Genomic DNA, 13002 nt, shown 5'->3' with positions numbered 1-13002 from the left:
GCCCTTGCGGAATTCCCCTGCCATTCGCGCCCGCAACACGCCGTTCGTGCGCGGGCCATCCGCGCCATGCGGCATAAGGCATACGGGGACCATATAATGGCGCAGGCATCGAACAGGCCGCAGGCAAGACCGCTCTCTCCGCACCTTTCCATCTGGAAATGGGGCCCGGCGATGGCGGTGTCGATCCTTCACCGCGTTTCGGGCAACGGCCTTGCGGTCGCAGGCTTGCTCGTCCTGCTCTGGTTCGTCGGTGCCATCGCGGGCGGGCCGGAAAGCTACGCCGCGTTCCTCGAACACGCCGATAGCTGGTACGGCATGATCGTCCTGATCGGCATCAGCTGGGCGTTCTTCAATCACATGGCCAGCGGCATCCGCCACCTCGTGCTCGACGTGGGCGCCGGGTTCGAAGTGGATCGCAACAATGCGTGGTCGATCATCACCATCCTGATCGGCATTACGCTGACCGCGGCCTTCTGGGCCGTGATCCTGCTGGTCTGAGGGGAGCATTCACGATGGGTAACGGAACGCACATCGGTCAGGTTCGCGGCCTCGGCTCTGCCAAGCACGGCGCGCATCACTGGCTGGTTCAACGCTTTACCGCGATCGGCAACCTCGTGCTGGTCCTGTGGTTCGTGTTCAGCCTTGCCACGCTGCCGGACTATTCGTTCAGCACCGTTCACGCATGGCTGTCGGGCCCGATCGCCGCGACCGCGATGGTGCTGCTGATCGTCTCTACCTTCTGGCACGCGCGTCTGGGCATGCAGGTGATGATCGAGGACTATGTCCACGGTGCCAACCGCTTTGCCGCGATCGTGCTGCTGAACCTCATCTTCTTCGCCGCCGGTGTCTTCGGCGTCGTTTCCGTAATCCGCATCGCGCTGGGAGCCTGACCCCATGGCTGAAGCCAACACACAGCCCGCCTACAAGATCATCGACCACACCTACGACACCGTGGTGGTCGGCGCGGGCGGTTCGGGCCTGCGCGCCACGATGGGCAGCGCAGAGGCCGGTCTGAAGACGGCCTGCATCACCAAGGTCTTTCCCACCCGTTCGCACACCGTTGCGGCACAGGGCGGCATCGCGGCCAGCCTTGGCAACAACACGCCCGATCACTGGACGTGGCACATGTACGACACCGTCAAGGGGTCGGACTGGCTGGGCGACCAGGACGCGATCGAATACATGGTCCGCGAAGCGCCGCAGGCAGTGATCGAGCTGGAGCATGCGGGCGTTCCGTTTTCGCGTAACCCCGAAGGCACGATCTATCAGCGCCCGTTCGGCGGCCACATGCAGAACATGGGCGAAGGCCCGCCGGTGCAGCGCACCTGCGCCGCCGCCGACCGTACCGGCCACGCCATGCTGCACGCATTGTATCAGCAGTCGCTGAAGTACGACGCGGACTTTTACATAGAGTACTTCGCCATCGACCTCATCATGGTCAATGGCGAGTGCAAGGGCGTGATCGCCATGTGCATGGACGACGGCTCGATCCACCGCTTCCGCGCCCACGCGGTCGTGCTGGCGACCGGCGGCTATGGCCGGTGCTATTACACCGCGACCAGCGCCCATACCTGCACCGGCGACGGTGGCGGCATGGTGCTGCGCGCAGGGCTGCCGCTGCAGGACATGGAATTCGTGCAGTTCCACCCGACCGGCATCTACGGCGCGGGCGTGCTGATCACCGAAGGTGCGCGCGGCGAGGGCGGGTACCTAACCAATTCCGAGGGCGAGCGTTTCATGGAGCGCTATGCTCCGTCGGCGAAGGACCTTGCATCGCGTGACGTCGTGTCGCGTTCGATGGCGCTGGAAATCCGCGAAGGCCGCGGTGTGGGCGCAGAGAACGACCACATCTTCCTGCATCTCGATCACATCGATCCCAAGGTGCTGGCCGAACGCCTGCCGGGCATTACGGAAAGCGGCAAGATCTTCGCCGGTGTCGACCTGACGCGCCAGCCGCTGCCGGTCGTGCCGACCGTCCACTACAACATGGGCGGCATTCCCTGTAACTATCACGGTCAGGTCGTGACCATCGGCGCCGATGGCGATCCCGAAACGGTCGTCCCTGGTCTTTATGCCGTGGGCGAAGCGGCCTGCGTCTCGGTCCACGGCGCGAACCGCCTTGGCTCGAACTCGCTGATCGACCTTGTGGTCTTCGGCCGCGCTACCGGGCACCACCTGAAAGACAACATCAAGCCGCAGTCGGCCCACGACAACCTGCCCAAGGACAGCGCGGATTTCGCGCTGTCGCGGCTCGATCATTTCCGCAACGCCAGCGGCGGTTCGCCCACCGCAGAGGTGCGCGGCGAGATGCAGCGCGCGATGTCGGCCCACGCGGCGGTGTTCCGCACCGACGAATCGATGGCCGAGGGCAAGGAAAAGCTGGGCGCGATCTACAAGCGGATGGAAGACATCCACGTGTCGGACAAGTCGCTGATCTGGAACAGCGACCTGATCGAGACGCTGGAACTGGACAACCTGATCTCTCAGGCGTCGGTCACCATGCATTCCGCCTACAACCGCAAGGAAAGCCGCGGCGCCCACGCGCACGAAGATTTCCCCGAGCGCAACGATGCCGAGTGGATGAAGCACACGGCAACCTGGTTCGACGGCTGGGGCGGCAAAGGCGGCGCGATCAAGATCGACTATCGCCCGGTGCACGAATTCACGCTGACCGACGATGTCGAGTACATCAAGCCGAAGAAGCGCGTATACTAGGGCATCGCGGGGCGGCGTGAAGCACGCGGTCGCCCTTATGCTTGGACTGCTGGCGGCCTGTGCGGTGCCCGATCCGTCGGCACCGCCCGCGCGGCTGGGGCTCGATCCGTTCTACCGACAATATCGCGATGCCGAGGGCATCCCGGTCGTCGCGTCTGAAAAACCGCCCGCCGCCGCGCTGGATCGCGCGCGGGACATCATCGACGGTATGCTGGCCCACCGGCCCGACTTGCGCGATGCGCTGATCGCGCGGGGTTATCGCGTCGCGGTGATCGCCGAGGACGAGGCGCTGCTCGACCTGCCGGAGCATCGCCACTGGACCAAGCCACCGCCAGACGATCCGCGCCTGACCCGCTGCGAAAAGCTGCACTACGAAGAACGGATCGGGCAATTGTCCGACCGGGAGTATTGGGATCAGCGCGCCCGCGCCATCGCCGGGCCGACCACGACCGCCGCTGCCGAGGACCTGCTCGGGTTGCGGTCGTCACGCTGGTATGGCGAGACAATCTTCGTCCACGAGTTCGCGCACAACGTCCTGCTGGCGGCCAAGGTCGCGGACCCCGCGCTCTACGCCCAGGTCGAACAGGCCTATGTCCATGCCCGCGAAACCGGGCTGTGGAAGGACGAATACACCGCGACGACCATCGACGAATACTGGGCCGAAGGATCGCAGTTCTGGTTCAATTCCAACCGGCTGCAAGTCTTTTCCGGACAACGCATCCTGTCCGACGATGACCTGAAAGCCTATGATCCCGCGCTATATGCCGCGCTGGCCAGCGCCTATGGCACCGTCCATCGGCTGAGCGCCGATCCGTTTTACATGGCGGAGGCGCGCATCCCGCCCGGCCCGATCCCCGAAAATACGGCGGAAGTGTGCTGATCGGCACACGCGCCCAAGGTCTTAACGCGATGGAAGGCGGCCTGGTTTATCCGTAGAACGGTGCTGGCGGTGCGTGGGCCGCCTTAGGGGGGAAATCGTCGATGCCATTCGAACATCGCCCGGACGGATCGCTGCGGCTCAACATGGAACAGCCGCTGTATCAGGTGATCGTCGTTATTCTGGTCTGCTTCGGGATCGGATTCATGTTCCTCTATGGCGCAGCGACCAACGTTGCGACCGAGGTCGTCGTGAAGGGCTATGACACCGGTTGGAATATTCCGGTCATCGCATGGCGCATCGGCTTCGTTGCCGGCGCGGTTGTCGCCCTCGGTGCAGGATTTTTCATCCTGCTTGGCCTTGTGCGCGGCGGCACCCCGCATGTGCGTTTGGAAAAGAGCCGGCTGGTCGTCGCGGGGCGCGGCATGGTAAGCGACCGTGCGCTGCGCTGGGACGAGATCGTGGGCATAAAGCGGTTCCGCATCATGCATGGCGATGCGATCACGGTGAAGGCGAAATCGGGCAAGACGATCCAGCTATCCGAACACGTCTTTCCGCATGGCAACGATTTTACAGTCCTGTGCGGCCAGATCGAAAGCCGCGTGCGACAAGCCCAAGCCTGACCCGCGACTTAGCGCCGATACCGCAGCCGCGACCGATCCAGCTGGTCCACGTGCGTCACTCCCATCAGGCGCATGCCGCGTTCGATCTCGTCCTGCATCAGCGTCAGCGCGCGTTCCACCCCGGGCTGCCCCGCAGCGGCCAAGGCGTATAGATAGAGCCGTCCGCCCGAAGCCGCCGTTGCGCCCTCGCACAGCGCTTTAAGGACATGCGTTCCACGTCGGACACCGCCGTCGCAGATCACCTCGATCTCTCCGCCCACCGCATCGACGATTTCCGCCACCTGATCGAAGGGCGCGCGGCTGCCGTCCAACTGCCTGCCGCCGTGGTTCGAAATCCAGATCGCGTCAGCCCCGATCTCTACGGCGCGGCGGGCGTCGGCCACGCTCATCACGCCTTTCAGCGCGAAAGTGCCGCCCCAGTCCTGCCGGATCTTTGCCGCCGTATCCCAGTTCATCGAAACGTCGAGCATCGTGTTGAAATACTCGGCGATGGACACCGCCTTGCCGGTCCCTTCGGAGACATGCGTGTCGAGGTTTGGCAGCGCAAATTTCTGGCGGAACACATAGTCCAGTCCCCAGCGCGGGTGGGTGGCGTAGCTGAACAGCGAGGATGCCGAAAAGCGCGGCGGGGTGGTAAAGCCCGACCGTTGGCACCGTTCGCGCTTGCCGGAAACGATGGTGTCGACGGTCAGCGCGATGGCGTCGAACTTCGCCGCCTTGCACCGTTCGATCATGCTGGCGTTCAACCCCTTGTCCTTGTGGACATAGAGCTGGAACAGCTTGGGCGTGGAAACCAGCGCGGCGATTTCCTCGATGGAAACGGTGGCAAGGCTGGAAATGCCAAACCACAGCCCGAACTTTTCCGCCGCGCGGGCCACGGCGCGTTCGCCTTCGTGATGGAACACGCGTTGCAGCGCGGTGGGCGAGAGGACGAGCGGCAGTGCGCTCTTGCGGCCCATGATCGTGCAAGACGGGTCGATGTCCGCCACGCCCGCCAACACGTTGGGCACAAGGTCGACCTCGTCATAGGCGGCCGTGTTGCGGCCCTTGGTAAGCTCGTCATCCGCAGCGCCGTCGATATAATCGAACACCGGCCACGGCAGGCGCTGTTTCGCCAAAAGCCGCATGTCGGCGATGTTGTGACAGTCTTTCAGGCGCATCCTGCCCGCTATCCTGACGCGTGCAGTTCGTCGGCACAAGTATGTCGTTGGTCGAATGCCGAGGCTGGCTGCGGGCCGCACCATTTACATTCGTAATCGTTATCGCTTACATCTGTAATCGTCATTCATCGAAGCACGAGTCCAACCAGTGTCCAACGCCAGCCAGCCCGAACGCATTTCCGACGCCGAGCAGGCGGTGATGGAGGCGGTGTGGTCCGCCGGTCGCCCCATCGGCGCGGCTGACGTGGCCAAGGCCGTGGGTGAGGAGCGGGACTGGAGCCTTGCGACGGTCAAGACGCTGCTCTCGCGCCTGGTCGCCAAGGATGCGTTGGCCGCGCAGCCGGAGGGGCGGCGCTTTCTCTACACCGCGCGGATCGAGCGGGCGGATTTCGTGGGCCGTGAATCGAAGCGGTTGGTCGAACGGCTGTTCGGCGGCCGCGCCGCGTCGTTGGTCGCGCATCTGGCCGAGGCCGAGGCGCTGAGCGCGAAGGACATCGCGGAGATTGAGGTTCTGCTCAAGGGCCTGAAAAAGGATGCGGGACGATGATGGAGGGCTTTGGGACGGGGCTCATGTTGGGGACTGGTATGGAAACGATCGTGAACTGGGCGACCGACACGTTGTTGTGGACCGGGTTGCTGATGGCGCTGGTGCTGCTGATCCGCCGTCCAGTGGCGCAAGTGTTCGGCGCGCGTGCGGCCTATGCGCTATGGCTTTTGCCGCTGGCGCGGTTCGTGCTGCCGCCGGTGGTCCTGCCCGCTTGGATGCGGCCCGCAGAGACAGCCGCGCCGGTCGCGGCCGGTCCGGTCGTGTTCGACATGCCGGTTGCCGCTGTGCCCGTGACCACGCCCGAACCTGCCGCTTTTGCACTGCTGACCGACCTGCTGGTCGATGCCGGGATCGCGGTCTGGCTGGTTGGGGCGGTGCTGTTCCTCGGCTGGCGGATCGCCTGTTATCGCGCGATGACGCGGCACCTGATGGACGGAGCGCGCCCGGTCGGCCAATTCGGCTCGATCCAGTTGGTCGAAACCCCGGCCGTTTCCGCCCCCGTTGCCTTCGGCGTCCGCCGCCGGGTCATCGCCCTGCCGGCCGCCTTTATGGCCAGCGAGGACATTACCGCCCGAGACCTCGCCATCGCGCATGAGATTGCGCATCATCGCGGCCACGACCTTGTCGCCAACCTTGCGGCTCAGCCCCTGCTGGCCCTCCATTGGTTCAACCCCGTGGCATGGGCCGGATGGCGCGCGATGCGCCGCGATCAGGAAGCCGCCTGCGACGCCCGCGTGATGGCCGGTCGCGCCGGGGAAGACCGTGCGCGGTACGGCGAAGTTATCGCCGCCTGCAGCCGTCAGCAAAATCTCGCACTCGCCGCGCCCATGGCCGGTTTCCGAGAGATCGGACCTGTCTTTGGCGAAAAAGCCATCGTCCACCGACTCAGGAGCCTCGGCATGAATACGACGACCCGTCGCCACCGCACCGGCCTGTTGCTGATCGGCGCCGCCGCGCTGGTCGCTCTGCCGATAACAGCGAAAGTTTCCTATGCCGAGGATGATAGCACGGTCGGCACGACCGACGTGCCCGCATCGTCCGCAGCCGAAGCGCCCAAGGTGGTGAAGAAGTATGTCTTCACGCGTGAGGACGAGAACGGCGAGATGACTTGGGAAAGCAGCGAAGAGCAGAGCGAATTCGACGAGGCGGCGTTCGAGGCGGACATGGCCCGCATGGAGGCCGAGATCGAGCGCGCCGAGGCCGATGCAGAGCGCGCCGGTGCCGAGGCCGAGCACCGCGCCCACCGCATCACGCGCCGTTATGTCCACGCCCCCGAAGCCCCCGTGCCGCCGGTTCCTCCGGTCCCCGGCGTGGCCCCCGTGCCGCCGGCACCTCCGGTTCCGCCGGTGCCGGAAATCGAGCACACCACATCTAAGGATGGCAAAGTGCAGGTCATCCGCATGACCCGCACCGACGACAAAACCGGCAAGCGGATGGAGCGCAAGATGGTGATCGACAGCACTTGCGAAGTCGGCAAAGGCAAAAGCAGGATAGAGGGCAACACCAATCACATCTGCACAGGCGTGCCGCATGACATGATCATCAACACGCTGACTCACGTTCGCGAAGGCTTGGCATCGTCGAACCTGAGCGCCGCCGAAAAAGCCGAGGCGCTGGCGGATATCGATGCCGAGATCGCGAAAGCCCGAGCCGAACGCAGTAAAGGTTGAGGTCTACGCTTTAGATTAACTCTCCATTCATCGACAAAGAAGCACGGTTCGTCGCGTCGATACGTTGGGGAGAATCAACATGGATACCGAATACCGGCGGCAAAGATCGCCGGGAATCAAGCTCTTGTTCGCCGTTCTGGTTGCCGCTGCACTCGCGGTGCCGCTGTTCATGGTCTATGCGCTGGTCTGGGACCGGCAGGAGCAGTCGAACACCGCCCGCGCGACGATAACGCAGGGCTGGGGCGGGGCGCAGGTGGTGACCGGGCCGGTGCTGGTCGTGCCCTATGCGGTTAACGTGACCGAGACCGAGGTGGTCGACAACAAGCGGGTCGACAAGGTCCGCCGCGTCACCCGCGAACTGTTCATTTCGCCGCTCAGCCAGCAGGTGTCGACCAGTCTCGACCCCGAACGGCGGCAGAAGTCGATCTATGAATCGGTGATCTACCGCGCCCAGCTTTCGGGCGAGGCGCAGTTCGTGATGCCCGAGGAAGACCTGAAGCGGCTGGATATCGATGCCGACAGCCTGATGCTGGACCGCGCGGAATTGCACTTCGGCGTATCCGACCCGCGCGGGATGCAGAGCGCGAGCAAGGTCGTGGCCAATGGCGAAGCCTTGGCTGCGCGTCCCGGTGGCGGGCTGGAATCGACGGGCCGCTCTGGCTTTTTCGCGCCGATCGCGTGGGATGCCGCCACGCCGCTTTCGATCGACTGGTCCTATGAATTGCGCGGTAGCGAAACACTGAGCCTGATCCCGCGCGGCGGCGATACCAAGTGGCACGTGAAGTCCGCATGGCCGCATCCCAGCTTTTCGGGCAGCTTCCTGCCCAGCGAGAGCGAGATCGGCGACGATGGCTTTTCGGCCGAGTTTTCCGTCCCCGACCTTGCATTGGGGCAGGGGCTGGTGACGACCGAGGACTATACCGCGCCGTTCATCGCCACCGGCCCGCGCGCCTATGTCGAACCGGCGATGGTCGAGCGCTCCGGCATGGGCGGCCCCAGCATGGCGGCCAGCGTCGCGATGGTGGAGCCGGTGGACCTTTACAGCCGCATCGACCGGTCGGTGAAATACGGCTTCCTCATCATCGGCTTTACCTTCCTTGCCTTCCTGATGTTTGACATCGTCGCGGGCGCGAGCGTTGCCGGGCCGGAATACCTGCTGACCGGGGCGGGACTTGTGCTGTTCTTCGTGTTGCTGCTGGCGTTCAGCGAGGTGATCGGCTTCGCCGCCGCCTATGCCGTGGCCAGCGTGGCGATCATCGGGCTGGTCACGGCCTATAGCGCCGCGGTGCTGAAAAGCTGGGGCCGGGCGAAGTTCGTCGGCGCGCTGCTGGTCGGCCTCTACGCGCTGCTCTTCGTGCTGCTCAGCCTAGAGGCGTGGAGCCTGCTGATCGGTTCGATCCTGCTGTTCTTCGCGCTGGCCGGCGTGATGTACGCGACGCGCAACGTCGACTGGCAGGGACTGGGCCGAACGGCTGAATTCGAAGGCTGACATGGCTTGATGTTGAGAGGGGCCGCGATCCGGGGTGGGTCGCGGCCCCTTTTCGTCTGGAATGGGGTGGAAAGCGGACGCTAGCCGCTAATGGAAAGGCAAGTCTCGCTGGACGCTTTCGCGTATTCAATGAAAGGTGCTTCTCCCGATACCAACGTTCGTGGCAGCATGGAGAAGCCTGAAAGATCGTCCACATCGTAGACGCCGTAGCGTCGACCGTTCACTTCTTGGAAGAAGTTGAGGAAGGTCCCAATGCCGGGTTCATAGAAAGAATAGACATAGCGACCGTCTGCAGCTCTTGCTTGAATAGGCGCATCTGCGGTCAGTACGATGCCCGTCTTATGCCGTTCGAGATGAAAAGGAATTGTTGGAAATTCCGGCTGCAGTATGTGCATCCCGCCTTCGTCCAACAGAATGGGTGGAGCCAAGTCACCGACATAACATCCGTATACCGTGGCATTCTGCGGTGCAGGTGTAGGCTTGTGTAGGGCAAGGAACCCGATTGGAATGCCAACGATGCAAAGGGCAATTGCTGCAGAGAACCAACTAAACTGGTCGGACCGGTTGACACCGAGAGAGTTAATCACCCCCATGACTGCTACGAAGGCAAATGCTGCAAACAGGAGCAATCCCAAAGTCTGATGGCTAAAGAGCGAGCCTGAGACGAACAGGACGGCACCACCGATCCAAGCAGGTATGGCTACAAAAAAGGTAAGGCGCTTTAGCCACCGCGGTCGGGTTGCCCACTTTTCGTAATAAGCCCACATGAGAGCGCCAGAATGTAGCCTCGGCTAGAAATGTGCAACGTCTGTAATCGGGTCGTAAGCTGCCATTACGCTTTACCTACCCCGCCACTCCCGCAAGCAGTTGCTCCGCCACTTCCTGCATCGACCCGACGACCAGCAACTGACCCCCGCCGATGATCCCGACGGTGGTCTGGCCGTTCTCTGCCATGCGCAGGTAGGCGACGTTGCTGGCGACGACGAGGTAGTTGCCGCCGCGCGATTGGAGTTGGACGAATTTCACCGGAAAACCTCCATGGGTCCGGCGGATTGCCGGGCGCCATGAAGTCTCACGAAACTGGTTAGCAAATCGTCAAAATTGCCGCGAACCGGCTTCGATTACCTGCGAATGTCCGCGAAGGTATCGCACTGGTCCTCATCCCCGGTGCGCAGCCCTTTTTGCAGCCACTGCATTCGTTGCTGGCTGGTGCCGTGGGTGAAGTTGTCGGGCGAAACGCGGCCCTTGGTCAGCGCGTCGTCGCCGATGGCGCTGGCGGCCTGCAACCCTTCCTCGATATCGCCCGGTTCGATCAGTTGCGGGTTCTTCGCGGCCCAGACCCCGGCGTAGCAGTCGGCCTGAAGCTCCATGCGGACCTGAAGCTGGTTTGCAGCCTGCGGGTTCTGTTGCTGCATCTGGCGCACCCAGCGCGACGTGCCGGTCAGCGTCTGGATGTGGTGCCCGTATTCGTGGCCGATCACATAGGCGCGCGCAAAGTCGCCGCCCGCGCCAAGCTGCCGGTCAAGCTGGTCGTAAAAGCTGGTGTCGATGTAGATGCCCTGATCGGTCGGGCAATAGAACGGCCCCATCGCGCTCTGCGCCGCGCCGCAACCCGACTGGCCGCGCCCGTCGTAGAAGTTGAGCGTTGGCTGCTGAAATTCGATATTCGCCTGCGCAAACAGCGGTGCCCATGTCTCGTCGAGCGAGGAGAGGGCCGAGCACGTCTCGCGGCTATAGTCGTTGACGGTGCACGATTCCTCGACCGAGCGCCCGCTCGCCTGCGGACTGCCGCCTTGTTGTTGCTGTACCTGATCGACCACGCCCAGGGTCGTCATCGGGTCGATTCCGAAGAAGATCGCGCCAATTGCGGCGATCACGATCGCTCCGCAGCCCAGCTTGCCCCCGCCCCCAAGACCGCCTCCGCCCATGCCGCGCTGGTCCCGCACGCGAATATTCTTGGAAAAATCGTTGAGCCGCACCGTTTGCCCTCCATATACCGGGCATCAGGGCCCACTCTCCAACTGGCAAGGAGAACCAAATGTTCCTCAAAGGCAAGACTGCTCTCATCACCGGTTCCACTTCGGGTATCGGGCTCGCCTATGCGCAGGCGCTGGCCGCCGAAGGGGCGAACGTCGTCATCAACGGGTTCGGCGACGCGGACGAGATCGAGAAGGAGCGGGCGGGTCTTGCCGCCAAGAGCGGCGCGGAGGCGATCTACATCAACACCGACCTGACCACCGCGCAGGGGTGCGAGGAACTGATGCAAGGCGCGTTCGACAAGTTCGGCGCGGTCGACATCCTGATCAACAATGCCGGGATGCAGCACGTTGCCCCGATCGAGGATTTTCCGCCCGAAAAGTGGGACAAGATCATCGCGCTGAACCTGTCGAGCAGTTTCCATACCTGCCGCCTTGCCGTGCCGAAGATGAAGGAAAAGGGCTGGGGCCGGATCATCATGACCGCCAGCGCCCATTCGCTGACCGCTTCGCCGTATAAGGCCGCCTATGTTTCGGCCAAGCATGCGCTGGCAGGCCTGACCAAGACGATTGCGCTGGAACTGGCGCAGGAAAACATCACCGCCAATTGCATTTCTCCCGGCTATGTCTGGACGCCGCTGGTAGAGAATCAGATCCCAGACACGATGAAGGCGCGGAACATGACGCGGGAGCAGGTCATCAACGAGGTGATGTTGGAACGCGAACCGACCAAGAAATTCAGCCAGCCCGAAGATCTGGGTGCACTGGCGGTATTTTTGTGCCGGGATGTGGCGGCAAACATTACCGGCACCAATATTTCTTGTGATGGCGGCTGGACCGCTCAGTAACCGTAAGAACAGGGGCGCGATGGGGGCAAGGGTTGCAGTAACCGGGTTTGCGCTGGGCCTGTTGGCCCTGACGGCGGCCTGCGCCCCGGCGGAACCGTTACCGCCGCCCGCGTCGGCGCGGGCGCTCACCCCCATGGAAGAGGCGCTGATGGCGCATGTTCGCGTGCTGTCGTCAGACGAGTTCGACGGGCGCGCGGCTGGCACGCCGGGCGAGGCGCTGACGCTGCAATACATGCATTGGCAACTGGCGGCGGTGGGCCTGCGGTCCGGCACGCATGACCCCGGCCATCCGTGGCGAGAGCCGTTTTCGTATCAGGGCAAGCGCGGTGGGGCGGTAGAGACCTACAACATCATTGGGCGGCTTCCCGGCACAGAGCCGACGGCGGGCGCGGTCCTTTTGGTGGCGCATTGGGATCATCTGGGCAGCGGGGCGCAATGCCGCCCTGTCGAAGACGACCGCATCTGCAACGGCGCGGTCGACAACGCCACCGGCCTTGCGATGATGATAGAGATTGCCCGCGCGCTGGCCGATGGGCCGGAATTGCGGCGCGACGTCTATTTCCTTGCCACCGGGGGTGAGGAGGACGGCTTGCAAGGCGCGGCCGCCTTCGTTGCCGATCCGCCCGTTCCGATCGAGAAGTTCGTCGCCGCCTTCAACCTCGATACCGAAGGTGTCGCCCCTGCGGGTGCACCGGCGGTCGTGCTGGGCACGCCGGGTCCGCAAGGGATCGGCGCGCTGATGGAGCTGATATCGGCCACTGCGCGGGACGAGGGCGTCGAACTGGTTCGCCCCAGCCGCAAGAACCGGCGCTTTCTGAAACGGCAGGACGGCTGGGCCTTCGACGCGGTGGGCGTGCCTGCCGTGTTCATCAGCGCGACCTTTGCGCAGGATGGCACCATGCGCGCCTATATGCGCGACCGATACCACCGCGCCAATGACGAGGCGGACGGGGTGGAACCGGGCGCGACGGCGGACATGACCGCGTTCCACATCGCCCTTTTGCGCCGTGCGGCGGACCCCGCATGGCTGCCCCGCAGCCCGCTTGCCGAAATAGTGCCCACAGCCCACTAGCCCAATGGCCGCTTGGTGGTTATGT

14 protein-coding genes are annotated in these 13002 nt (G+C 63.7%); 10 read left to right on the top strand and 4 right to left on the bottom strand.

The features are described 5' to 3' along the window. The first annotated feature begins 96 nt into the window (after window positions 1–96). The 5 genes from sdhC to AB433_RS11675 all read left to right on the top strand — a co-directional run bounded on the left by sdhC (window position 97) and on the right by AB433_RS11675 (window position 4215). Window positions 97–498: a succinate dehydrogenase, cytochrome b556 subunit gene (gene sdhC / locus AB433_RS11695; RefSeq protein WP_047821139.1), complete on the top strand. Its 402-nt coding sequence runs from the start codon at window positions 97–99 to the stop codon at window positions 496–498. Between the two features lie 14 nt (window positions 499–512). Beyond that, entirely contained in the window at window positions 513–890 is a 378-nt protein-coding gene (gene sdhD / locus AB433_RS11690; protein WP_047821137.1) for a succinate dehydrogenase, hydrophobic membrane anchor protein, read from the top strand. Window positions 891–894: 4 nt separating this feature from the next. After that, the gene (sdhA, locus tag AB433_RS11685; RefSeq protein WP_047821135.1) at window positions 895–2715 is read left to right on the top strand and encodes a succinate dehydrogenase flavoprotein subunit; all 1821 of its coding nucleotides are present in this window, start codon (window positions 895–897) and stop codon (window positions 2713–2715) included. A gap of 37 nt (window positions 2716–2752) precedes the next feature. Then, complete coding sequence (locus AB433_RS11680; RefSeq protein ID WP_047821132.1) at window positions 2753–3595, top strand: hypothetical protein; 843 nt, start codon at window positions 2753–2755, stop codon at window positions 3593–3595. 101 nt (window positions 3596–3696) lie between these two features. Continuing rightward, entirely contained in the window at window positions 3697–4215 is a 519-nt protein-coding gene (locus AB433_RS11675; protein WP_047821131.1) for a hypothetical protein, read from the top strand. 8 nt (window positions 4216–4223) lie between these two features. Here the strand turns inward: AB433_RS11675 and AB433_RS11670 are convergent, their stop codons facing one another. Continuing rightward, complete coding sequence (locus tag AB433_RS11670; protein WP_047821130.1) at window positions 4224–5375, bottom strand: alpha-hydroxy acid oxidase; 1152 nt, start codon at window positions 5373–5375, stop codon at window positions 4224–4226. Between the two features lie 148 nt (window positions 5376–5523). On the opposite strand from AB433_RS11670, the gene AB433_RS11665 reads away from it, so the two are divergent. The 3 genes from AB433_RS11665 (at window position 5524) to creD (ending at window position 9081) form a co-directional block, all read left to right on the top strand. Continuing rightward, entirely contained in the window at window positions 5524–5922 is a 399-nt protein-coding gene (locus AB433_RS11665; RefSeq protein ID WP_047821128.1) for a BlaI/MecI/CopY family transcriptional regulator, read from the top strand. Next, complete coding sequence (locus AB433_RS19530; RefSeq protein WP_082134906.1) at window positions 5919–7592, top strand: M56 family metallopeptidase; 1674 nt, start codon at window positions 5919–5921, stop codon at window positions 7590–7592. The genes AB433_RS11665 and AB433_RS19530 overlap by 4 nt, the downstream gene beginning before the upstream one ends. Window positions 7593–7671: 79 nt before the next feature. Beyond that, window positions 7672–9081, top strand: a complete 1410-nt coding sequence (creD, locus tag AB433_RS11655) for a cell envelope integrity protein CreD (protein WP_047821127.1) — start codon at window positions 7672–7674, stop codon at window positions 9079–9081. An 80-nt stretch (window positions 9082–9161) separates the two neighbouring features. On the opposite strand, the gene AB433_RS11650 is transcribed toward creD, so the two are convergent. The 3 genes from AB433_RS11650 to ypfJ all read right to left on the bottom strand — a co-directional run bounded on the left by AB433_RS11650 (window position 9162) and on the right by ypfJ (window position 11060). Beyond that, window positions 9162–9848, bottom strand: coding sequence for a hypothetical protein (locus tag AB433_RS11650; protein WP_047821126.1), 687 nt, complete (start codon window positions 9846–9848; stop codon window positions 9162–9164). A gap of 76 nt (window positions 9849–9924) precedes the next feature. Next, complete coding sequence (locus AB433_RS11645; protein WP_047821125.1) at window positions 9925–10107, bottom strand: hypothetical protein; 183 nt, start codon at window positions 10105–10107, stop codon at window positions 9925–9927. A 95-nt stretch (window positions 10108–10202) separates the two neighbouring features. Next, window positions 10203–11060 (bottom strand): KPN_02809 family neutral zinc metallopeptidase, encoded by an 858-nt coding sequence (gene ypfJ, locus AB433_RS11640; protein WP_047821124.1) that lies wholly within the window; start codon window positions 11058–11060, stop codon window positions 10203–10205. A 59-nt stretch (window positions 11061–11119) separates the two neighbouring features. Here ypfJ and AB433_RS11635 point away from each other — a divergent pair, with 59 nt between their 5' ends. Together AB433_RS11635 and AB433_RS11630 are read left to right on the top strand one after the other, a co-directional pair. After that, window positions 11120–11905: a 3-hydroxybutyrate dehydrogenase gene (locus tag AB433_RS11635; RefSeq protein ID WP_047821123.1), complete on the top strand. Its 786-nt coding sequence runs from the start codon at window positions 11120–11122 to the stop codon at window positions 11903–11905. A gap of 19 nt (window positions 11906–11924) precedes the next feature. Continuing rightward, entirely contained in the window at window positions 11925–12977 is a 1053-nt protein-coding gene (locus AB433_RS11630) for a M20/M25/M40 family metallo-hydrolase (RefSeq protein WP_169749349.1), read from the top strand. Window positions 12978–13002 lie beyond the last annotated feature (25 nt).

The sequence above is a fragment of the Croceicoccus naphthovorans genome, assembly GCF_001028705.1.
In the GTDB taxonomy this organism is placed as follows: domain Bacteria; phylum Pseudomonadota; class Alphaproteobacteria; order Sphingomonadales; family Sphingomonadaceae; genus Croceicoccus; species Croceicoccus naphthovorans.
This window is presented reverse-complemented; position numbering and strand designations above follow the sequence as displayed.